Genomic DNA, 22,466 nt, shown 5'->3' with positions numbered 1-22,466 from the left:
CTCGCCGCACGGTCCGGCTACAGATGTGGGCGATCGCAATTTCACCGGGATCAAAGACTTCCGAGCGTGTCAGACGAGCCACGATCACACCTCGCAAAACGGCAGCAGCAACAGGGTAACTGGCCAACGTTCAATCGTTCGCCCCACCTAATCCGAAGTCAACCCCCGAGCATTGGGCCCTGTCCCCACGCATGCCCCCCGAGCATTGGGCTCCGAGCATTGGGCTCTGTCCCCAAGCGTGGTCCCCAAGCGTGGCTCTGTCCCCAAGCATGATACTGTCCCCAAGCACGATAGTCCCCAAGCATGCTAGACGAAAGATCGGGAGTTGTTTCGGTTGTTACATCAGCGATGTTGTATCAACGATTGCCGGCACATCTAGAAATCTTGACCGGCGAATTGGCGGTAGAGCCGGATGTCGAATTGGCGTCGAAGTACCGGGAACTGCTGGATCGAGGTGTCGATCTGATAGAAACCGATTTGCCACCCCGAGGCTGGCCGGTGTTATATTGCGACGCTGAGATTCCTGAATCGAAGAACAAGTTCCTCCACCGGAAATGAATTGTTATGCCGAACCAAGTCCAGTTTTTTCGCCAGGCGACGGCATCGGTGATTGTCTGCGGACTCATCGTCAGCCTGCTGCCTGATTTCGCCGGGGCTCTCTATGCCCAAACCGTGGACCCTGAATCGGTGTTGGGCGACACGACAATGCCGTCCCCTGAAGACGTGTCGCAAAACTTTCCGTACGGAATAAGCGGGAAGACGCCACCGTCTTTAATCAAGGTCAACTACGAAGGACAGGCACCCTACCACAAGCACCGTATCAATCTGAGGATCTTTCAAGGCTGTCCGCAGGTCGAAATCTCCGAGGGCGGCAGGCTTTGGGCAACCTGGTTCGGATCTAATGTTCAGGCTGAACGAGCGCCGTTTCACAAAGATCAATTTTCGGTGATTTCGACTTCCGCAGACGATGGCGCAAGCTGGAAAGAAGTGTTTGTCTTCGACCCAAGCGAACTTCTTGGCGGGGGAGCATCTGACCCGATGTTGTGGAAAGATCCCAACGGCAACATCCGCTTCATCGGCCTGAGGAACATCGATTTCAAGGGCAAAGACGACTTCGCCTCCTCCGCGTGGGAATTCACCATGCTCGACGCGGAAAACGAGCACACCGCTTGGACCGCGCCACGCCTGCTTGGAAACAAAAACATCTCTGTCATGAAGCCGCTCATTTTCCCTGACGGCACCATCATGCGTTCGATGGACGACTTCAAACTCGTCGGTGTCCCTGACAAAGTGCGAATTCGCTTCCTGAAAGAAGGTGTCGACGGCAAATCGATTTTTGTTTCCGAATTGCCCGTCGACAACGACGCGGTGTTTGCCGAGCAAATGCCCATCATCCGTAAAGACGGCAGCCTCTTCACACTGTACCGCGCCAAGAAAGGACAGAAATTTGCCGAGTCCTTCGACGGCGGCAGGACCTGGAAGCTCGGTGGTTACCACCCGATGCAGTTCTCGATCAACACGAAATGCATTCTCAAAACACTCCCTTCCGGAAGAGTTCTGTTAGTCGCCAATGACGTACAGATGAAAGAGAAAAGTGGCAAGAGAACCTACTACTATACCGACGGAAACGGGAAGGAATGCGAACTCGAAAAACACAAAACGGCGCGTACTCGCATGACGGCCTACTTAAGTGACGACGACGGCAAGACCTTCCCACATCGAATGCTTTTGTGTGACGAAGGTCAAGTCAGTTATCCGTCGGCAACGCTCGGCAAAGACGGGGCCATCTACATCGTCTACGACCAGGGACGTGGCGTGATCGGCCAGCACACAATCTTTTTGTCAAAGATTACCGAAGCGGACATTCTTGCGGGCAAACTCGTCAGCGGCGAAAGCTTCCTGAATAACATCGTCAGCCGCCCTAGCAACCAGGGCGGCGGCCGCCGTGAAGGGGACAAGATCTAAGGTCGACTCATCGGCTTGCCTCGCGTTCTTGTGTGCGAACTGTTACTCTTCGTCCGCTGGAAATGCGTTGTCAATAAACGACTCTCAAATCGATCGCAGCCTCGGCAATTTCCTGCAGTCATCAGTGCATTTCATTCATCCGCCGCTCGATCTCTTCTTCGCTCACATCTTTGATATGAGTCCCGAGTCACCAGTCGTAGCCGTAGGGATCGTTCAGCGTGACCATTCGGTCGCCGTAGAACTGGTCGGCCAACTCCTTCTTGACGGTCATCCCGGCGGCGAAGGCCTGTTCGGCAAACGCATCCACATCATCGACATAGAGAGTCAGCGTCTGGCCAGCTCGCCGAAGAAGTTCTCCGCGCGCGGAGTGCGCGAGATGGTTTCCGACCGATTCGCCCCGCCCAAAACACGCGTCGATGATCGCAATGCTGGCGTCGGGACCGTCTTCCATTGCCACAGCGACCGCCCAATTCAAATCGACCACGGGTGATGGATCAATTTGAAGGAAAACCGAATACAGGGCGACAAGTTGGTTCCAGTTCGTTTTGGCCCCCGTCGGCGTATCCGCATGCACGACTGAGATTGCCGCTTGCAGTGTGTCGAAACCGAAACTCCGCGACTCCAACGATTGCTCGACGAGTCGTTTTCCCTCTGCAACTAATGTTTTTGGTGCAGAAGATCCGTTGCAGCGAACCGTGACGGTGGCCGACTGGATTTGAACCTCGCAACTCGCTATCTGACAACCAGGTTCGAGAAACTTCCCATACGCTCCGCTCGAAATGAAGGCGGTGTTTGAACGGACAAGTTGGGCTTCCAAATTTGCGTAAGTTACAGCCCACCAGCGAAAACCAGCTCGCCGCAAATCGATGCGACGAGCTGGTTTGATTTCTAGTCGGGGCGACAGGACACCGTTAGAACTTTTTCACCGAGGTGTCCTTGAGCTGCAAACAAAGCAGCCGCTGCTGTGCAAACAAGTTACGGCCGTACTTACGTATTCTGTTTGCAGTACTAACGAGGGGAATGGGCGGTGCAACTTCGCGCATGGGTCGGAACACCGATGCAAGCGTTTAACCGCTTTGGACCGTCCCAATTCCGTCCCGGAGACAGCAGTGAAACTTTAAAGAGGCGGTTCAGACCGCTGTTAGAATGTCGCAGGTGGTGTTATCTCTCGATGTCGGGTGTTAGCGGTTTAGTGGCGTTTTCCGTGTAGAATCGGAAGCCCCCGACACGCCACTCTTCGTCCTGCTTGCTCGCACTCATCCCGCGACGTAAACTCTCCGTTGCCTTTCACGTTGTTCGAATCGCCACCGAGGACAATATGGCTTCCAGGCTAAAAGTGAAGCATTTTAAAGTTCGTGGTTCTGCCGACGACGGGATTACGGTGCATCAATGGGAGTCGGTCGAACACACTTGGCCGAATCACTCACACCCTGAATACAAACTGGGTGTTTCCGAAGGCGGGACAGGGACGTTTTTCTATCGTGGCCAGCGATACTTTACCGGACCGGGGAAGCTGCTTGTCATTCACCCCAATGAAGTGCATTCGTGCACGGCTACCGGCGCGTGGCGTTATCTCTATGCTGCCCCGAACGTCATCGCCAGTATCGTCAGGACGTTTGACCGCAACGGTGATATCGAACCATTGTTGCTGCCCCCGGTCATCGACGACACGCAACTTGTGGAGCTCGTTTTGCAGGCTCACCGGGCGATGGACGACGGAGATCCGCAGTTGGATCAGGAATCAGCCTTTTATGAAGCCATCTGCGAGCTTTTAGTGCGGCACGCATCAATGCCGGACATTCCGAAAAAGCGGGGACGTGCGAACATTCGCAGAGTCAAGGAGAGCTTGGAAGCGAAATTCCGCGAGAATGTCTCGCTTCACGAACTCGCCCAATTGGCTGGGACATCCGCCCCGTATCTAAGCCGCGTCTTCTCCAAAGAGGTCGGCATTCCCATCCAGGCCTATCTCTCTCAAATCCGAGTGCGTCGTGCGCAGCAGATGTTGATGGCCGGTGAGACGCTGGCTAATGTCGCCTACGCTGCCGGTTTCGCGGACCAGTCGCACTTCACGCGGCATTTCAAACGATTCATCGGGGTCGCGCCGGGAGCGTATTCCAAGGCGGTGAATCCATCGAGCAACTCCTGACGCGCCGTCGCAACCCCAAAGCCGTCCGGTGTCATGCGCAATCGATCGCGAAATCTCGGATGGCTCGCGCAATTCCGCTAAGAAATCCACCGTTTTGATGCCAAAGTGGACGGGCGCTGGGGACGATCCACAGGTCCTGAGCCCGCGTCAATCCTTGCGGTCAAATCTTTTGACGGCGCGCAAAATCGTTCAAGAAGCTCCCCGGGCACTTCCCTAAACTCATGACGTTGAAGGGCTACAAGTCAGCCCCGTCTGTTGAAGTATTCGCTTCGACACCCATCCATGAACGCCAGGGAACCATTCCAGTCGCAATTCGCTGATTGGACCTGGACAACAAACACAACACACGCTTCTACAACACCAATAGGATAAGAATTCGATGAATCTTGAACTCAACAATAAAACAGCACTGGTCACCGCATCAACAGGCGGAATCGGTCTGGCGATCGCGACTCGCCTGGCTGCCGAAGGGGCAACAACAATCGTCAACGGTCGCAGCGAAGCGAGCGTCGACACGGCGATTGGAAAAATTCGCGAGAGTCAACCGAAGGCCGACTTGATCGGGCTGGTTTCCGACAATGGGACGGCCGAAGGCGTCGCACGAACCATCGCCGAACATCCGCAGATCGATATCTTGGTCAACAATCTGGGCATTTTCGAAGCGGTTGATTTTTTCGACCTGACGGACGAAGCGTGGCAGCACATCTTTGACATCAACGTGATGAGCGGTGTGCGTCTTGCACGGCATTATCTGAAGGAAATGCTGGAGCAAAACACAGGACGCATCATCTTCATCAGCAGCGAATCCGGCGTCGTGCCCGCTCCGGAAATGCCTCACTACGCGATGACGAAAACGGCACAACTTGCCGTCTCGCGTAGTCTGGCTCAATTGACCAAGGGAAGCTCCGTTACCGTGAACACCGTCATGCCTGGATCGACGTTAACGCCAGGTGTGAAGGAATTCGTCAGCAACCTTTTCCCCGACGAGCCCTACGATTCGGCTGAGAAGCGATTCATGGCAGACAATCGGCCGACCTCGTTGATTCAGAGATTGATAGAACCGGAAGAGATTGCCAACATGGTTGCGTTTGTTGCCAGCCCACTCGCATCGGCTATCAATGGAGCACCCATACGAGTCGACGGAGGACTCATTCCAACGATTGCTTAACGGTGTCGGAAAAGAAACGTTAAGGTGAAGCGGGCGAAAAGAACGTTTTGAGCTTGACCCGCATTCAAGCGACCGAAGTGGCGGATTCGCAAATGCTCCTTCGCTTGCTTGATCCTTTTGACGCAGGAGTTGCCGAGGCAATTACGTCGACGGACAGCAATGCCAGAAACCAAGGCATGCTTGCGTTTTCTTGTCACGGATCAAACTACTCAAAAGTGGCGACGAGATTTGAACTCGCTAAGTGTTTCCGGAACAAGAAGTTACAAGGCGCGAAGGTTGACGCGGGCAAAACAGGGCATCTGTTTGAACTGCCAAGGTAGCTGACAAGAAATCGCGTAAACCATTGCAATTCAACGAGAAACAGCTCGCCGCAAATGAATGAATGCGACGAGCTGTTTTGATTTCTAGTCGGGGCGACAAGATTTGAACTTGCGACCTCTGCGTCCCGAACGCAGCGCTCTACCAGGCTGAGCCACGCCCCGATTTCTCTCTCCTAATTTCGTTGAGTTCGCCTGCCCCGTCAAGAGTTCCTGTCTCTAAGATCCTCGTTCCAAACCGCAAGTGAGATCTCTCAGGGATAGGAGTATTGCACTGGCTGGGATCCTGGGCTGAGTTTCCCAACGAATTTGCTTTCGTGACGCTACAAGGAAGAAAGTGTAGAGCAGGATCGGTGCGAGCGGCGCCGTACGGGGACGTTCATACGGACCGGCGCGGGAGCGGGGGTACCGGCGGTTTCGTTTGGCGGTATTCGGCCCGTAAGGTTAACCGACGCCGCAGCCACTTTTCCAAGCCGACGATTCCATAAATCGATAGGCCTACGCCAAGGATAAGGCACCACTGGGTGATTCCAATGGGCTCGCTGTCGAAGGCGCGGTTCATGGCGGGAACGTAGGTGAACGCGACCTGCAGCGCCGCCATCGTGCCGACACCGGCCAACAGCCAACGGTTGCTGAACACTCCGATCGCGAATATCGATAAGGTGAGCGATCGGCAATTGAACAGGTAGCAGAGTTCTCCGAATACGAAGACGTTCACGGCCACCGTTCGTGCCGCCGCTTCACTCTCGCCCTCCGACAACTCCCATTGAAACAGTCCGAACGCGCCGACCAGCAGCAGGACGCCGACGAGAACAATTCGGAAGATCAGCGTTGCCGAGAGGATCGGGCTTGTCGGCTCACGCGGCTGCCGCAGCATGATACCGGGCTCTTTGGGTTCAAACGCCAGCATCAATCCCAGCAGTACCGCCGTGGTCATGTTGATCCACAGGATTTGAACGGGTTGGATGGGCAGCGTCGCGCCGGCAAAAACGGCGGCCAGAATAACCAGCCCCTCGCCAATGTTAGTCGGCAGCGTCCAAGTGATAAACTTGATCAGATTGTCGAACACGCCCCGGCCTTCTTCGATGGCCGCTTCGATCGACGAAAAATTATCGTCCGTCAGCACCATGTCGGCTGCCTCTTTGGCGACTTCTGTGCCGGCGATTCCCATCGCCACGCCGATGTCGGCCTGGCGCAACGCAGGGGCATCGTTGACACCGTCGCCCGTCATCGCCACGACGTGGCCGCGATGCTGCAACGCTTTCACGAGACGTAGCTTTTGTTCCGGTGTAACGCGAGCGAAGACAGCGGACTGCTCTGCCGCGTCGAGAAGTTCGGTGTCCGATAATGTGGCTAGCATCTTGCCGGTCATGACGCTGGCGGCAGCGCCGTTTGGGTCGGCGCCATTCAGGCCGATCTGAGCCGCAATTGCCGCAGCGGTTCCGGCGTGATCGCCGGTAATCATCTTCACGCGAATGCCAGCGGATTGGCAGGCGTGGACGGCGTCTACCGCTTCGGGACGCGGTGGGTCGATCATGCCTTGCAAACCGAGAAAGCTCAGCCCACTCGCCACGTCCTGGTGCTGGATCGATGCGGTCCCCGCCGGAAGTTCCACGCGAGCTAACGCCAGCACTCGCAAGCCGTCGGATGCTAATTCCCCGACACGTCGATGCACCGAGTCGGAATTCAGTTCCGCACCGCTGCCGGCATCGCCAAATACGTTGTCGCAACGCTGGAGAACGCTTTCGACGGAGCCTTTCAGGTAGACGAGCGCAGGTGCGTCGGGCCCTGCGTGATGTAACGTCGCCATATACTGATGCTGTGATTCAAAGGGGATGGCGTCCAATCGCGGTAACGCTTGCTTGATCGTTGCCGGAGAGAGACCCGCTTTGCAAGCCGAGACAATCAAGGCGGCTTCGGTGGGATCGCCTGCGATCTGCCAACCGTCGTCCGATTGCGATACTGCCGAGTCATTACAGAGCAGCCCCGCTCGCAAGCACTCCAACAGCGCCGGATGCTCTCTGGGGACCACCGTTTCGGTGTCGCACGCGAACTCTCCCTCCGGGGCATACCCAACGCCGGAGACCGTGAACCGTTTGCCTCCCGCAAACACTTCTTGGACGGTCATCTGGTTTTGGGTCAGCGTGCCCGTTTTATCGGAACCGATAACCGTGGTGCTGCCCAGAGTTTCGACGGCGGGGAGTTTACGAATGATCGCATTCCGCTTGGCCATCTTGCCGACGCCAATCGCTAGCGTGATCGTGACCGCCGCTGGCAAACCTTCGGGGATCGCGCCCACGGCCAAAGCGACGGCCGCCATAAACATTTGTAACCATGACTCGCCCCGGACGACGCCGACGACAAACGTCAGGGCGGCCATGCCGAGAATTACGTAGAGCAGGATGCCGCTAAAATGAGCTAGTTTGCGGGTCAGCGGAGTGGCTAAAACCTCCGCTGAGCTGATTAGCTCCGAAATGCGACCGATCTCCGTATTATCGCCGGTGCCGATGACGACGCCTGTGGCCGTTCCGTAAGTCACGAGCGTTGAGGAGTAGATCATGTTGCGGCGTTCGGCCAGAACCGTGTCTTGCCGGAGTGTCTTGGCATGCTTTTGGATCGGCACCGATTCACCCGTGAGCGTCGACTCATCCGTTTGCAATTCACGACAAACGAGCAAGCGGAGATCCGCAGGCACCTTGTCGCCCGATTGTAGGAAAACGATGTCGCCGGGAACGAGCTTCGTCGCGGAAATGCGTTTCTTTTCTCCCACCCTCAGCACGGTTGCCTCACTTGTCATCGCGTTGGCAAGCGCAGCGATCGCTTTGAGTGCTTTCGATTCCTGGGCAAATCCAATGATCGCATTCACCAATACGACGCCAAGGATCACGCCGGAGTCCACCCATTCTTGCAAGAATGCCGTTATCGACGCGGCAGCCAACAAGATGTAAATCAATGGTTGATGGAACTCGAGCAAGAAACGGACGAGTGGCCCTTGCCCTTTTCTTTGGGTGATCGCGTTCGGTCCAAAGCGTGCTTGCCGGTGCTCGACCGCAAAGAGATCCAATCCGTGATTCAGATCGGTTTCTAAGAGACCAATAACCTCGGACTCAGGAAGATGATGCCAGTGTCGACTTAGGATTGTTTCCATTTACATTTCGCCGCCATTCGCGTTTCTTGCCCGACGTCGACCACGGATTCAGATTCCTAAAAATGCTCGGCCTCGTATGTATCGGTATGAAATGTTGGATGTATCACTTTTCGTGCCATGCAGCTCTGACTTATTTCACTGCGTATTAGCCACATTCGTGGGTTTGTCAGTGTCGGCCGAATGCGGTCCGCCGTGCGGTCTAGCACACCTGCTAAGCAGGGACGCAGGCATGATGGGGTGAAATCCCATTAGCTGTTTGGGCGTTAGCCCCGGTTGAACCGCTTGAACCGTGGCTAACGCCAAAACGGCTAATCTACCGAAAGGCTTCTGCACACCTGCTAGCGTTTGGTCCTGGAATCGTGCGGAGTAGCATGATTCGCAATCACGCGGTTCTCTCGCCATCAACGTGTCGGTTTGCCGCAATGGGGCTAATCGGAGGTGGCGTTTGGGACGTGTTTGCTTGCTGCTCCACTTCCTGGCCCCATTGGTGCATCGCATCGAGAACGGGCTTCAATTTTTGCCCCAGGGGTGTCAGTGAGTATTCAACTTTCAGCGGGACTTCTTGAACGGTTTCACGCTGGATAATCCCGCTGGCTTCCAGCTCGCGAAGTTGGCGAGTTAGCGTTCGCGCGGAAATGCCGCCCAGCAACCGAGTCAACTCACCGAAGCGTTGCCTGCCTTCGATCAAGTGATGGATGATCAGCACTTTCCAGCGTCCGCCAATGGCGCCGATCGTTGATTCGACGGGACAGCCGACGGTTTTCTTGTCGTTTTTTCGCTGCAATGGTTTTACCTTGCTTACGGGGACGCGGTTGGTGTGTGCGGGCTGGGTGCGCGATCTGGGGTTACAAAATTGCCCATACTTGATTCGCCGTCGCGGTAGCGTACAAGTTGAGTATTAGTGAATGACCCACTGTGATCAACAAGGGATCTCGAATGTCTGCAACCTACAAGCGACTTGATAAAGACGATGCCGTTCTGTTGATGGTAGACCATCAATCGGGACTGATCTCGTTAGTTCAAGACTTCTCTCCAGACGAATTTAGGAACAATGTTCTGGCGTTAGCTGACATTGGCGTTTTTTTCGAACTGCCAACGATTCTCACCACGAGTTTTGATGCGGGGCCCAACGGGCCCATTGTGCCTGAGATGTTGGATCGTTTTCCCGATGCCCCATTCATTCGCCGTCCAGGACAAATCAATGCGTGGGACAATGAAGATTTCGTCAAAGCGATTAAAGCCACGGGACGCAAGCAGTTGATTATCGCGGGCGTCGTTACCGACGTCTGTGTGTCGTTCCCCGCGTTGTCCGCGATCGAGGATGGTTACGATGTGTTCGTGGTGACGGATGCTTCGGGCACCTTCAACAAAACGGTTCAGCAAGCGGCTTGGCAGCGCATGTCCTCCGCAGGTGTCCAGTTAATGAATTGGTTTTCGGTCGCCTGTGAACTTCATCGCGATTGGCGAAATGATATGGAAGGACTCGGTGCGTTGTTGTCCAACCATTTGCCTAACTATCGCAATCTGATGACGAGTTATACCAAGCTACAAGAAGCGAAGAAGGAATAGGTCATGAAAAAGAAAATTCAACGGGTGGTTCGTGATGTTTCGCAACATTGGGTAGGCGACGGGTTTCCAGTCCGAAGTCTGTTCTCGTATGCGGAAGGAAACGAATTCGATCCCTTCCTGCTGTTGGACTATGCCGGACCCTACGACTTTGCCCCGGATGAAGCGAAACGTGGTGTTGGAGAGCATCCGCATCGAGGGTTCGAAACGGTTACGATTCTTTACGACGGCGAGTTAGAACATGGTGATTCCAGCGGCAGCCACGGTACGATTGGACCCGGCGACGTGCAGTGGATGACAGCCGCAGCGGGGATTGTCCATGAAGAGTTCCACAGTCGGCGGTTTGCCAATCAGGGTGGAACGCTCGAAATGGTTCAATTGTGGGTGAATCTGCCGGCGAAGGCTAAAAAGTCACCGCCGAAATACCAGGATTTGCTGGCGGCACAGATCCCTAGCGTGTCGTTGCCCGATAACGCAGGCACGGCGCGGGTGATCGCAGGCGAGTTGCTCGGCACCCACGGTCCCGCGTCGACGTTCACGCCGATCAATGTGTGGGACGTGCACTTGAACGCGGGAGCGACCGGCGAACTGACGATTCCTCGTGGGCACACCTCGTTGGTGGTCGTTCAAGCGGGGACGGTTGCCGTAAACGACGAACCGATGACCGCCGTGGAGCTCGCTCTATTGGAACGCGACGGAGAGACCGTTCACGTTCACTCCGATACCGCCTCAAGAATCCTGGTTCTGACGGGCGAGCCGATCGCAGAGCCCGTGGTTGGGCAAGGTCCGTTCGTGATGAATTCTCGCGAAGAAATTCGAGAGGCGATCCGCGATTATCAAGCGGGAAAGATGGGGCACTTGGCGTAGTCGTGTGCCGTCGCGGTTGAGCGTTTCACAACCCCGTTCACGGCACCGTGGAAACGTGGTCCCGGCAACAGGTCGCTTGCCGAGGGCTGCCACTGCACTCGCTCTCGCATGCGGTGCCATCGACGACCACCAAAACTGGCTGATGCTTGATGCGATCCCCCTTTTAGCGCTGGCGTATCAACGTAGTTTTCACTGCGTTAGGTTAGAGCATTTTTAATTTTGATGTAGGTGCCGTCGCGTTCGCGGTGGACCGCGTTCTTACGAACGCAGCTACGGTTTGAATCCCACGTCATTTGTGAAAATGCTCTAGTGAAGATACATTGACGACGACCTTCCCTCTCGCATGCCCGTTCTCAAGGTACCGGATCGCATCGGGGACTTCGTCCAGCGAAACCGTTCGGTCGATGACCGGGATTACCGCTGCGGATCGCAACTGATTCGCCAAGACGTTCAAGTCCTCGTGATTGGGGACCGAAAGGTAGCGGCACAACCGCTGCCGAACCAAGGGAGACAACACGAGCGGCTTCAGCAGTCGGATCATAAAAGCAAGCCCTTGCGCTCCCGTTCCGCTATTCAGCACCAACGTTCCGCTGGGCGTTAATGCTCGTCGGCAATCCGCTAGCGAACGGTTCTCGATGTTGTCAAAGATGACATCGTAGCGTGCGCTGCCCGCGGCAAAATCTTCTCGGGTGTAATCGATCACATGATCGGCCCCGATTGAGCGGACCATGTCGACATTCGGAGTGCTGCAGACGGCTGTGACCTCCGCTTCGAACGACTTCGCGATCTGAACCGCAAAGGTTCCGACGCCTCCCGAGGCTCCGATGATCAAGACGCTTTGTCCGGGCATGATTTTAGCGACATCGCGAAGCGCATGCAGCGCGGCAAGCCCCGACGTGGGAACCGCGGCCGCTTGCTCGAACGTGATCTCGCTTGGTTTTAACGCGAGCGTATTCTCGTTGACGCAAACATACTCGGCACAGGCTCCCTCGCACGCACCGAACACCTCATCTCCAACTTGGAAACGCGTTACCGCTTCGCCGACCGCCTCGACACGACCCGCCAGATCGTAGCCGGGAATCCCGTGTTTAGGCTTCAGCAGCCCCGTTGTTATCCGCACCAGTAGTGGGTCGCCGCGGACGCCGAAGCAGTCCCCGACGTGAAGCGCGGCCGAGTGAACTCGCACCCGGACTTCATGCTTTGCAGCAACCGGTTTCTCGATTTCGCGTAGTACTAGCAGTTCAGGCGAGCCATACGCGTCTTGGGAAATCACTTTCATCGTTTTCCTCTCCGAACTCGGATCGCGAGGGGTGGCGTTGCTCGCGGAAGCTGGCGTTGCTTCGTTTTGAGCGGCGGTTTCGTTGGTCGTCGCTCGATCTTGTTGGGGCGCAGATGAATTCATTTCGGCTCCTCGTGAAACGCGTCGGTAGCCCGGTTCGGCCCGTAAACTTACGCTGCAAGTCCCGTTGAATTCATGCTATACTTACAGCGTAAGTCGTGGCAACAGGCAAAATGATCCAAGTGGGCAACTTTTCAGCTTTGATGCCGGAAGAGCGAGAGAACGAATGGCAAAAAAGACGGTACGAAAATCGAAGGTTTCGCTAAATCGAGACGTGGTACTGCGAACTGCGATTCAGTTTGCGAACCAGCATGGGATCGAGTCGCTTTCGATGCGAAAGCTGGCCGAATTGCTCGGCGTCGAGGCGATGTCGCTCTACAACCATGTATCGAACAAGGACGCCATCCTCGACGGAATCGTCGACATTGTCGCTGGCGAAATCGAATTGCCCACGCTCGCGGGCGATTGGAAGTCGTCCATGCGCCGCCGTGCGATGTCGGCTCATGAGGTGCTGATGCGGTACCCTTGGGCGACGATGTTAATCGTCTCACGCCCTAACGTGGGGCCAGCGATGTTGCGTTATGTGGACGCCACGATTGGTTGTTTGGTGCAGGCCGGTTTCTCGTACGCCATGGCAGACCACGCTTGGAATGCAATCGACAGTTACGTATACGGATTCACGTTACAAAAGCTGAACTTTCCGTTCCAACCGGAAGAGTACGCCCAGGTCGCTGAGACCTTCCTGCCGCAGATTCCCGCCGACGAATACCCGTACCTAAACGGGATGTCGCAACAGGTGATTTCAGGTCGCCACGATGGATTGCACGATCTGCAGTTGGGGCTCGATCTGATTCTCGATGGGCTGCTGCGGATGCGAGGTCCCCAATGATCGCGTCCCGAGCGGTCATTGCATGTTCGCCACGATTGGATTCTCGACCCGAATGATCGACCCAGGTGATGGATCCTAGTGATCGATCCATTGTTTTTCTGGGATATGTGTCTCTCTCTCTAAGGCCGTGGGGAAATCAAGGTTACTGCGGTCATCGCCATCGCGACTTCAAATTGGGTTGCGCACCGACTTGCCTTGCCCAGTGCTGTCGCCGACGCTGAACGTTGGGTCGATCGTCGTCAACTTCATATGTGGCTTGGACTTCACCCACCATGGTCAAAAAGCGGCAAGGAATACGAGCGTACGCAAGGAATTGCTACCGATGGTCCCCTCGAGGTTAGATTACCGACTATCATCTTTCTACAGAAAGATGGAAGTCGTTCCATTTGGAATGCAATGAAGTGATCCATGCGGATGCTGTCCTAACAAGACAGACGCCGGTCGACGGAAACCCCTAACGCTTGAGAGTCGAGATGATGAAACGAAACGTGTGGCTGCTTTGTCTGGCCGTGGTATTTGCGTCCCTGCCAAGCGTTGGCCGTGCCGATGATGGTGACCGTGGGGATGATGAAGAGCCGGTCTTTCGCCTGGGGATGATTGGGCTGGATACGTCCCACGTGATCGCCTTTACCCGCTACTTGAACAATCCCAAGAATAAGACCGGTTGTCGCGTCGTCGCGGGGTTTCCCGGTGGATCGCCCGATTTTCCCGCATCGGCGAACCGGGTAGAGAAATTCACCGAGCAATTGCGTGATCAGCACGGTTTGGAAATCGTGAACAGCATCGAGCAGTTATGTGAAAAGGTTGATGGCATCCTGCTGGAAAGCGTCGATGGTCGGCCGCACTTGGATCAGGCCAAGATCGTGATCCAGGCCGGAAAACCGCTGTGGGTCGACAAGCCCGTGACGGACAATCTGGCGGATGTGATCGAATTGTTTCGGCTGGCCAAAGAAAACAATGTGCCGTGTTGGTCCAGCTCGGCGGCTCGCTACTACGAGGGAGTTGCCGGCGCTCAAGACAATGAAGAGTTGGGGCAAATTGTTGCCTGTGATGTGTTCGGTTCCAGTTCCTGGGCAGAGTTTCACCCGTCGCTTTATCTGTACGGAATCCATGCGGTCGAGCCGCTCTTCACGGTCTTGGGCACTGGATGTGAAACCGTTCAACGTATCAAGACGGACCGCGTCGATACCGTCATCGGTCTCTGGACAGGGGGCCGAGTCGGCACGTTTCGAGATCTCCGCGGCGGCAAGGCGGACTTCACGACGATCATTTACGGCAAGAACAAAATGGTCACCGCCAAGTCGTCCGGCTACGCTCCGCTGCTGAAGCAGATCGTCGAATTCTTCAAGACCGGCAACCCGCCGGTCTCCGCGGAAGAGACCATCGAGATCTATGCGTTCATGAGTGCCGCCGATGAGTCGCAGGCGCAAGGGGGTGCACCGGTTTCGGTCGCGAAGTTGATTGAACAGGCGCGAGGTGGACAGGCACAGGGTGAACAGGCACAGGGCGAATAATGAGGGTGCAAGCGACTCAACCGAGGACAAAAGGACAAGGTTCTTGGGGATCGCAGCCACTTTGCTTGGGCCCCTACTTCGCAGGTCTGCCTAGCGGTGTCGGGCAACCGCTCGGCGCGGATCGCTTCTTCCGCCGGCCGCCAGAGTAAACGACACAAAGGCTCCCGCAGCCTTAGACGAATAGCGAGATCTTTTGGTGAAGCGTTCGTTTAGTTGCGTTCTCGATTGTGGGCCGGTAAGCTGAAAAGCCCGCTCATTGCTAATGTGAGTTGTTTCCCACCTTCTACGAAACGGGCCTGCGTCGCTCATGACATGGCATGTTTTCAGAAACGTTGCGATTGTTTTCACACTGACTTTTAGTTGCGCCGATGCGGCTGATTACTTGCATGACATCAAGCCGCTACTGCAGCAAAAGTGCTATGCGTGCCATGGCGCGTTAAAGCAGCAGGGCGAGTTGCGAGTCGACACGGCGGCTTCGCTCATCGAAGGTGGCGAATCGGGGCTTACACTGACCGCGGGCGACGCCAGCGACAGTCTGCTGTTGGACGTATTGACCGGCGAGGCTGGCTTCACAATGCCGCCAGAGGACGAAGGTACCAAATTAACGCCGGCGGAAATCGAGCTCGTGCGGGAATGGATCAAAGCAGGAGCTTCCGCGCCAGCCGACGAACAACCCGAAGACGATCCACTCCGTTGGTGGTCCTATCGTGAGCTGCAGCGGCCAGACTTACCGAAGCTGACCGAAGCGGATGCCGATTGGTGCGAAAATGGAATCGACCACTTCATCGCCGCCAAACGAACCGAGCATCAGTTGCCTCACGCAGCCGCAGCGACAAAATCGGTGTGGCTACGGCGAGTCTACCTGGATCTGATTGGCGTGCCGCCCACGCGCGCCGAACAGCAGCGGTTTCTGAGCGACGCGTCTTCGTCGGCCTATGAAACCGTCGTCGATGACCTGCTCAATCGACCGGCTTACGGTGAGCGCTGGGGACGACATTGGATGGATGTATGGCGGTACAGCGATTGGTATGGCAGCCGAGGTGGTAACGAAATTCGCTACAGCCAGCGGCACATCTGGCGATGGCGCGATTGGATTGTCAATTCACTCAACGCCGATAAAGGTTACGACCAAATGGTCCGCGAGATGCTGGCCGCTGACGAAATCGCAGGCGACGACATCGACGTTCTGCCGGCCACGGGCTATCTCGGGCGCAGTTGGTACAAGTTCGATCGCGATGTGTGGTTGTTCGAAACCGTCGAACGCACCAGCGAGGCATTTCTGGGCATGACGCTCCGCTGCTGTCGCTGCCACGACCACAAGTTCGACCCGGTGACGCAGGAAGAGTACTACCGCTTTCGCGCTTTCTTCGAACCGCATGATGTGCGGACCGATCCCATCTCCGCGCTGACGGGAACTCAAAAAGATACCACGCAGGGCGACGTCTTGAACGACGGGATTGCTCTGGTCTACGACAAAACGCCCGATGCGAAAACGTATCGCTTCGAACGCGGTGACAGCCGTTACCCGGATGAAACCAAGCCGCTGGAACCTGGCGTTCCGTCGGCTTTCGGAGGAACGCTGCAAGTTCACCCGGTCACATTGCCTGCGACCGCTTGGTATCCGCTGCTGAAACCGTCAGTACGAGAAACGCTCATCGCCAAAGCTCAGCAACAGCTGAGTGTGGCGGAGCAAACACTAGCCAAGGCAGTGGAGCAAGCTGCTGCGGCGAACGAACGTCTGACGCGGTCCGAGGATGCTGTGAAGGACAACGCGTCGCCAGCGGTATTGTTGCATGACGATTTCTCAACAGCCAGGCCAGATGTGTGGCAAGTGCTCAGCGGTCAGTGGGAATACCAAGATGGGGCACTTTTGCAGTCGTCCGTGGCGAGCTTCGCGACGCTGGTCAGTCGGATACCGATCACCGGCGACTTCCGAGTCACGCTGCGTTATCGCCCGCTAGTGGAAGGGGCGCTTCGTTCGATCGGCTTCAGTTTTGACTATCTGGATCAAGGGAATTCTCAGGACGTTTACACCAGTACCAGCGATACCGGGCAAAGCGTGCAAGCGTTTCATCGCGTCGGCGGTAAGCAGGTGTATCCTAAGCCCGGAATTGTCGATACGCCGTTGGTGGTCAACGAAGAAGCGACGCTGGACGTCACGATTACCGGGTCGCAGTTGACAATCGATCTGAACGGCCAGCGCAAGCTTGATTACACGATGCCGGAAAAACGCCGCGACGGGAAATTTGCCTTGTGGGTGCACCAGGGGACCGCACAGTTTTTGGAGCTAACCGTTAATCAACAGCCCGATTCGATCGAAACGCTGCAACGTCGCAAACAGCTCACCGACCAAGCCCTGAAGGTCGCTCAGTCACAGTTCAAGCTGGCCGAAGGTGAGCTCGCGTCCGTGGCCGCTCGGTTGGCCGCCGACGTCGAAAAATACCTCCACGCGGAATCTCCCCGCATTGAGCAACTGGCCGTGATGGCAGCGACCGCGGAAAAACAAGCGGTTGTGCTGCGGGCGGAGTCAGAGCTTGTCGCGGCCGCCGATTCGGACGCCGCGCAAACCGCCGCTCAAGCGAAGTTGCAACAGGCTCAACAGTCTGCGGAATTGTCGTCTAACGAATATACACCGCTGGGCGAGCAATTCCCTCGATCCAGTACGGGACGCCGCAGCGCACTGGCGGATTGGATCGTCAACGACCGTAATCCACGCACCGCTCGAGTTGCCGTGAATCACATCTGGGGGCGACACTTCGGTCAGCCACTTGTCGCCACGCCAGAAAATTTTGGGCTCAACGGTCGCCAGCCGACTCACCCCGAACTTTTAGACTGGCTGGCTACGGAGCTGATCGCAAGCAATTGGAAGATGAAGCCGTTGCATCGCCAGCTGGTGTTATCGGCCACCTATCGCATGGCCAGCGAGTCACCGACCGCCGCCTCGAAGGCAGGGAACCCATCCACCGCCGCTGATCCGGACAACCATTTTCTGTGGCGCATGAACTCGCGACGCATGGAAGCCGAGGTGGTCCGCGACAGCACGTTGTCGGTCGCATCGCGGTTGGATCAAGCCATGGGCGGGCCAGAGCTTCCCGAGACCGATGGCGAAAAGAACCTGCGACGCAGTTTGTATTTCCGCAACACGCCCAATGAAAAAATGCTGATGTTGGAAGTCTTTGATGTGGCGGATCCCAACGCCTGCTATCGTCGCAAGGAAAGCATCGTGCCGCATCAATCGTTGGCGATGATGAACAGCGGCATTGTATTGGACTCCGCACGCACCCTCGCGACCGAGTTGGCCGACGAAGATGACTTTGTCACGGCTGCGTTTGCCGCCGTGCTGGCGCGTTCGCCAACGACCGAAGAAGCGGTTCGGTGTCAGACTTTTCTTCGCCAACATGCGGAACTACTGCAACAAACTCCGCGTCAACCGTTTCCCGCGGGCGGCAGTGCTACCCAGTCGGCCGCAACCGATTCCGTTCTGCGAGCCAAACAGAATCTGGTTCACGTCCTGTTGCTCCATAACGACTTTGTGACGATCCGATGACGACCTTGAATTCAAAATCTGACTTTCCCTGCGGTCGAATTCAGCGACGACAGATGCTGGCCGACTGCGGCATGGGGTTTACGGGACTCGCTCTCAGCGCCCTGCTGCAGCGTGATGCCACGGCCAATGGAACCGCAGCAGCCGAAACCGCAGCCACTGAAACTGCCAGCGGCAAGCTGCTGGCCTCCGGCATCGCGCCGAAAGCCAAGAGCGTCATCTGGTTCTTTATGAATGGTGGGACCAGTCATTTGGAATCATTCGACTACAAACCCGAAATCAATCGCCACGCGGGTAAGACGATTGACGAGTCCCCCTTCGGATCCGCGATTTTGGACTCCGAATTCTACCGCAAGAACGTGCGCGACTTTGGCGGTAAGCCACGCGGTCTGATGTCTCAGCTTTATCCTCTGCAGGTTGGATTCAGCCGCCGTGGCCAAAGTGGGTTGCACGTCAGTGATTGGTGGCCGCATGTCGGTGACTGCATCGACGACATCTCGGTGATTCGTTCGATGTGGACGACCGACAACGATCACGCCGCTCAGCTTCAGTTTCATACCGGACGTCATATCTTCGATGGCTTTTATCCTTCGATCGGATCGTGGGTGCATTATGGTCTGGGCACACTGAACGAAAATCTGCCACAGTTTGTCGTGATGGGACCACCCCCAGGCGACTGCTGCGGAGGCACGGGAGCTCACGATGGCAGTTACCTGGGCCCCGAACATGCAGGCGTTCGCATGACGTTGGATCCCCGCAACCCTTTGCCATTTGGCACACCGGGTAACGGGGTTGGCTTGAACGAACGCCGTGACCAATTGGCGTTGTTAAGTGATCTGAATCAGATGACTGCGGTGCAATATCCCGACGACTCCAACTTGCAGGCTCGAATTAAAGCCTACGAATTGGCCTTTCGAATGCAGATGTCGGTACCGGACCTTGTCAATTTGCAGCAGGAGCCACAACACATCCAGACACTCTATGGTCTGGATCAGCCGGCGACGCAGGCGATGGGGCGTCAGTCGTTGACCGCGCGTCGATTGGTAGAGAGCGGAGTTCGCTTTGTACAGATTTACGATGGCGGCGGCGGAGGAGGTGGCTGGGATGCTCACGCAAAACTTCGCGAGAACCATTCGACCAATTGTGGCCGAGTGGACAAGCCGATTGCCGGACTGCTGAAAGATCTAAAGCAGCGAGGACTGCTCGACGAGACGTTGGTGGTCTGGGCGACGGAGTTCGGGCGCACACCGGGCGCCGAGAAGTCGGACGGACGCGATCACCATCCCTATGGGTTTTCGGTGTGGATGGCCGGCGGCGGTTTGAAAGGGGGCATCGCTCACGGTGCGACCGACGAGATCGGCTTTCACGCGGTAGAGAATCGCCACTACGTCACCGATATCCACGCCACCATCCTGCACCAATTAGGCCTGGATCCGCGACGTTTGGATGTCGCAGGTCAGAAACGGCTGGAGATCGACTACGGAAGTCCAATCCACGATGTGATCGCTTGACTCCGGAAAGGTTTCGCCGGGATCAGACTCAACTGGAACCCGAATCCCGAGACTGACTGCACTCCCACCTACCACCCCCACGCACCACATCCCCCACGGACCTTCTTCAGTCCTCCCTAGGCAGCGCAATCGTGTTTCAACCCTAGCTCCCCCTGACCCCGCTTTTTCGCTGGCTCCCCTGACACCGCTTTTTCGGGCGAAGCAACTGGGGCATGAGAGGCCAACCGAGCAAGTTGCTCCGAGCGATACCGTAGCGTCTCACCCGAATGGCTCACCGGCGCGCCGCTATTGTCTTCACCGGCACAGCGTTTAGCGGGCGTGCTCGGCCTTTCGGCCCCTCCCCAAAAACTTTCCGGAGAATTTGCTTGCAACTCCACAACGCAACGCCAATAATCTGTTCCCGATCGTTGCGGTGGAGGTCGCTATTGACGCCACTCAGATGACCGAATGTCCACTCCGTTTGAGCATTCAGCCAATTGTCTCCCTCTGCTCCCGAGTGATAAAACCTTCTATCACTCGAGTCACACGCTCCCGAGTGATATAACCCAAATCACTTGACTCACCCCGTGATATTAAATCCAATTCCGTTATATCACCCGACTGACCGGGTGTAAAAAGAATAGTTATCACGCTAAAAGCGTATTCCATATGGCAAAAAATGACGTTGTCCTGCTCGACAGCCTTGTCGAGAAGGCAAAGCCTCAGTTTGGCGAAGGTCTCGAAGATAGCGAACTGTTTGAGCTGTTTGCCTTTGACCAAGTCTTGAAGGATTATGACCCGTCATTTGAAGACTTGGAGTCTGGCTGGACAGACGGTGGCAATGACGGTGGTCTCGACGGATTCTTCGTCTTTGTGGATGATCGAATCGCAACAGGTGACTCTTCCGATCTTGCCGCGAAACGAGGTCCACGTATCCACGTGCACGTATTGTCTGTACGCCGCGCTGCCAAGTTTGAGCAACAACCCATTGACACATTGGTGTCATCTCTAGGGGAGCTTCTTGATCTCAGCGTGAAGGACGATGATCTCAAGTACCCTTACAACGAGGAGGTGCTGGGCCAAAGACGACTGTTTTCAACAAACTATGTGGCGCTGGCGGATCGGCAGCCACAGCTGACAATCCAGGTGCATTACTGCAGCCGAGGTGACTCCTCGCAAGTCGCGCCCAATTTGCAGTCTCGGGCCGATACCCTAACGTCAATATTGGACGATTTGTTCAGCGACGCTCGAATAGCGTTTCGGTTTGTTGGTGCTTCTGGCCTGCTTGCTTCAGCTCGAAAACAACGAGATTTTACGCTCCGTCTCCCATTCACCGAAAGCTACATTTCGCGGGAAGGAAAGAACTACATCTTGCTCTGCAAGCTGTCTGATTATTTTCGATTTGTGTCTGATGACGAAGGGAAGCTTCGGCGGTACCTATTCGAATCGAACGTCCGTGATTATCTCGGTGAAGTTCAGATTAATCGAGACATAAAGGACACTTTGTCACGAAACGAATCCGCGGAACAGGGAGATTTCTGGTGGCTAAATAACGGTGTAACAATTCTTGGGACCAACGCTTCTATCGCTGGCAAGGAACTTTGTGTCGAGAATGTTCAAATTGTAAACGGACTACAAACCACCGAAACCATTCACAAACACTTTTCATCCGGCATCACTGAGTCCGAAGACGAACGCGCTGTGCTCGTCAAGGTAATTTTGGCAGCGGACGCTGACACCCGTGCCAGAATTGTGAAGGCAACAAACTATCAAAACACGGTTGACTTAGGTTCCTTGCGCGGACTTGACAAGATTCAACGTGATATAGACGAATTCCTTTTTGACCACGGATGGTTTTACGACCGTCGGAAGAACTTCTACAAGAATGAGGGAAGACCAGCAGATCGAATTGTGTCGGTTCCCTATGTCGCGGCTGCTGTCCGGGCGGTAGCGCTTGGCGAGCCTGCGCGATCTCAGCGACAACGATCCCGGCACCTGTCGAACGACGAGACCTACAATCAGATTTTTGACCCAAGCTGGGACTTAAGCGTCTTCTTGGTCAGTGTAGAAATCATCCGATCTGTCGAGCGAATCATTCATGCACGCCGGAAATCGTGGACTTCCCCGCCCAGCGCGTTTGTTCATTACATCGGATTCGTATACACGTGCGAACAGCTGAATAAATATCCATACCGACCGACAGATGTAATTGAGTTAGCTGGGAAACTTCCGGGTGCGTCTGACATCCACCGAATACGAGACGAACTCAAAGATGCATCGGAAACATCTGAGGAACCTGGGCGCAAATATGCGGGTGTGAAACTGAGCGATACGTTCATCGAAAATTACGCTAGGCAAAAGTTCTCAGGTACCGCAGACGTGTGATAACAATTTAGGCTTTGACATCGCGGAGCGAGGCACGAGCGGAGCCGATGTTCAAGGCCTTGGTTCAAGAAGGCCGGTGGAACGCTTTGAAGATTCAGCGATCGCCTAGAGAATTTAAGAAGGGTTTT

Annotated in this window: 15 protein-coding genes and 1 tRNA gene; 11 read left to right on the top strand and 5 right to left on the bottom strand. The window is 55.7% G+C overall.

Features of this window, described 5'->3' with window-relative positions:
- The first annotated feature begins 303 nt into the window (after positions 1 to 303).
- A complete protein-coding gene (locus Pla52o_RS26285) occupies positions 304 to 558 on the top strand; it encodes a hypothetical protein (RefSeq protein WP_146597612.1) in 255 nt (84 codons plus the stop codon).
- Between the two features lie 6 nt (positions 559 to 564).
- Positions 565 to 1,965: an exo-alpha-sialidase gene (locus Pla52o_RS26280; protein WP_146597611.1), complete on the top strand. Its 1,401-nt coding sequence runs from the start codon at positions 565 to 567 to the stop codon at positions 1,963 to 1,965.
- 187 nt (positions 1,966 to 2,152) lie between these two features.
- Here the strand turns inward: Pla52o_RS26280 and Pla52o_RS26275 are convergent, their stop codons facing one another.
- Positions 2,153 to 2,590, bottom strand: coding sequence for a VOC family protein (locus Pla52o_RS26275; RefSeq protein WP_197169553.1), 438 nt, complete (start codon positions 2,588 to 2,590; stop codon positions 2,153 to 2,155).
- A gap of 711 nt (positions 2,591 to 3,301) precedes the next feature.
- Between Pla52o_RS26275 and Pla52o_RS26270 the strand changes: the two genes are divergently transcribed.
- A complete protein-coding gene (locus Pla52o_RS26270) occupies positions 3,302 to 4,111 on the top strand; it encodes an AraC family transcriptional regulator (RefSeq protein WP_146597615.1) in 810 nt (269 codons plus the stop codon).
- A 379-nt stretch (positions 4,112 to 4,490) separates the two neighbouring features.
- The gene (locus Pla52o_RS26265) at positions 4,491 to 5,279 is read left to right on the top strand and encodes an SDR family NAD(P)-dependent oxidoreductase (RefSeq protein WP_146597610.1); all 789 of its coding nucleotides are present in this window, start codon (positions 4,491 to 4,493) and stop codon (positions 5,277 to 5,279) included.
- Between the two features lie 408 nt (positions 5,280 to 5,687).
- On the opposite strand, the gene Pla52o_RS26260 is transcribed toward Pla52o_RS26265, so the two are convergent.
- The 3 genes from Pla52o_RS26260 to Pla52o_RS26250 all read right to left on the bottom strand — a co-directional run bounded on the left by Pla52o_RS26260 (position 5,688) and on the right by Pla52o_RS26250 (position 9,528).
- Positions 5,688 to 5,761: transfer RNA gene (locus Pla52o_RS26260), tRNA-Pro, on the bottom strand.
- A 214-nt stretch (positions 5,762 to 5,975) separates the two neighbouring features.
- Entirely contained in the window at positions 5,976 to 8,744 is a 2,769-nt protein-coding gene (locus tag Pla52o_RS26255) for a cation-transporting P-type ATPase (RefSeq protein ID WP_146597609.1), read from the bottom strand.
- Between the two features lie 382 nt (positions 8,745 to 9,126).
- A complete protein-coding gene (locus tag Pla52o_RS26250; protein WP_146597608.1) occupies positions 9,127 to 9,528 on the bottom strand; it encodes a winged helix-turn-helix transcriptional regulator in 402 nt (133 codons plus the stop codon).
- Between the two features lie 152 nt (positions 9,529 to 9,680).
- Here Pla52o_RS26250 and ycaC point away from each other — a divergent pair, with 152 nt between their 5' ends.
- Positions 9,681 to 10,313 carry an isochorismate family cysteine hydrolase YcaC gene (gene ycaC / locus Pla52o_RS26245; protein WP_146597607.1) on the top strand — a complete coding sequence of 211 codons (633 nt, stop codon included), beginning with the start codon at positions 9,681 to 9,683 and terminating at the stop codon, positions 10,311 to 10,313.
- 3 nt (positions 10,314 to 10,316) lie between these two features.
- The gene (locus tag Pla52o_RS26240; protein WP_146597606.1) at positions 10,317 to 11,177 is read left to right on the top strand and encodes a pirin family protein; all 861 of its coding nucleotides are present in this window, start codon (positions 10,317 to 10,319) and stop codon (positions 11,175 to 11,177) included.
- A gap of 289 nt (positions 11,178 to 11,466) precedes the next feature.
- Here Pla52o_RS26240 and Pla52o_RS26235 read toward each other — a convergent pair whose 3' ends face one another.
- Complete coding sequence (locus tag Pla52o_RS26235) at positions 11,467 to 12,579, bottom strand: NAD(P)-dependent alcohol dehydrogenase (RefSeq protein ID WP_231612679.1); 1,113 nt, start codon at positions 12,577 to 12,579, stop codon at positions 11,467 to 11,469.
- Between the two features lie 163 nt (positions 12,580 to 12,742).
- On the opposite strand from Pla52o_RS26235, the gene Pla52o_RS26230 reads away from it, so the two are divergent.
- From Pla52o_RS26230 to Pla52o_RS26210, 5 genes are all read left to right on the top strand, one after another.
- Positions 12,743 to 13,405, top strand: coding sequence for a TetR/AcrR family transcriptional regulator C-terminal domain-containing protein (locus tag Pla52o_RS26230; RefSeq protein ID WP_146597605.1), 663 nt, complete (start codon positions 12,743 to 12,745; stop codon positions 13,403 to 13,405).
- Between the two features lie 473 nt (positions 13,406 to 13,878).
- Positions 13,879 to 14,919 carry a Gfo/Idh/MocA family protein gene (locus Pla52o_RS26225; protein WP_197169552.1) on the top strand — a complete coding sequence of 347 codons (1,041 nt, stop codon included), beginning with the start codon at positions 13,879 to 13,881 and terminating at the stop codon, positions 14,917 to 14,919.
- A gap of 307 nt (positions 14,920 to 15,226) precedes the next feature.
- Positions 15,227 to 18,466, top strand: a complete 3,240-nt coding sequence (locus Pla52o_RS26220) for a PSD1 and planctomycete cytochrome C domain-containing protein (RefSeq protein ID WP_146597604.1) — start codon at positions 15,227 to 15,229, stop codon at positions 18,464 to 18,466.
- A gap of 5 nt (positions 18,467 to 18,471) precedes the next feature.
- On the top strand, positions 18,472 to 19,974 hold the full coding sequence (locus tag Pla52o_RS26215) for a DUF1501 domain-containing protein (RefSeq protein WP_231612678.1): 1,503 nt from the start codon (positions 18,472 to 18,474) through the stop codon (positions 19,972 to 19,974).
- A gap of 648 nt (positions 19,975 to 20,622) precedes the next feature.
- Positions 20,623 to 22,338, top strand: coding sequence for an AIPR family protein (locus tag Pla52o_RS26210; protein ID WP_146597602.1), 1,716 nt, complete (start codon positions 20,623 to 20,625; stop codon positions 22,336 to 22,338).
- Positions 22,339 to 22,466 lie beyond the last annotated feature (128 nt).

The sequence above is a fragment of the Novipirellula galeiformis genome, from assembly GCF_007860095.1.
In the GTDB taxonomy this organism is placed as follows: domain Bacteria; phylum Planctomycetota; class Planctomycetia; order Pirellulales; family Pirellulaceae; genus Novipirellula; species Novipirellula galeiformis.
The sequence above is the reverse complement of the archived record's forward strand: the minus strand, read 5'-3'. Positions and strand labels throughout refer to the sequence as shown.

Bases quoted from the DNA above. Each gene is read 5' to 3' on its own strand.
- Pla52o_RS26285 (WP_146597612.1), top strand. From the start codon at position 304: ATGCTAGACGAAAGATCGGGAGTTGTTTCGGTTGTTACATCAGCGATG.
- Pla52o_RS26280 (WP_146597611.1), top strand. From the start codon at position 565: ATGCCGAACCAAGTCCAGTTTTTTCGCCAGGCGACGGCATCGGTGATT.
- Pla52o_RS26265 (WP_146597610.1), top strand. From the start codon at position 4,491: ATGAATCTTGAACTCAACAATAAAACAGCACTGGTCACCGCATCAACA.
- Pla52o_RS26255 (WP_146597609.1), bottom strand. From the start codon at position 8,744: ATGGAAACAATCCTAAGTCGACACTGGCATCATCTTCCTGAGTCCGAG.
- ycaC (WP_146597607.1), top strand. From the start codon at position 9,681: ATGTCTGCAACCTACAAGCGACTTGATAAAGACGATGCCGTTCTGTTG.
- Pla52o_RS26240 (WP_146597606.1), top strand. From the start codon at position 10,317: ATGAAAAAGAAAATTCAACGGGTGGTTCGTGATGTTTCGCAACATTGG.
- Pla52o_RS26235 (WP_231612679.1), bottom strand. From the start codon at position 12,579: ATGAATTCATCTGCGCCCCAACAAGATCGAGCGACGACCAACGAAACC.
- Pla52o_RS26230 (WP_146597605.1), top strand. From the start codon at position 12,743: ATGGCAAAAAAGACGGTACGAAAATCGAAGGTTTCGCTAAATCGAGAC.
- Pla52o_RS26225 (WP_197169552.1), top strand. From the start codon at position 13,879: ATGATGAAACGAAACGTGTGGCTGCTTTGTCTGGCCGTGGTATTTGCG.
- Pla52o_RS26220 (WP_146597604.1), top strand. From the start codon at position 15,227: ATGACATGGCATGTTTTCAGAAACGTTGCGATTGTTTTCACACTGACT.
- Pla52o_RS26210 (WP_146597602.1), top strand. From the start codon at position 20,623: ATGGCAAAAAATGACGTTGTCCTGCTCGACAGCCTTGTCGAGAAGGCA.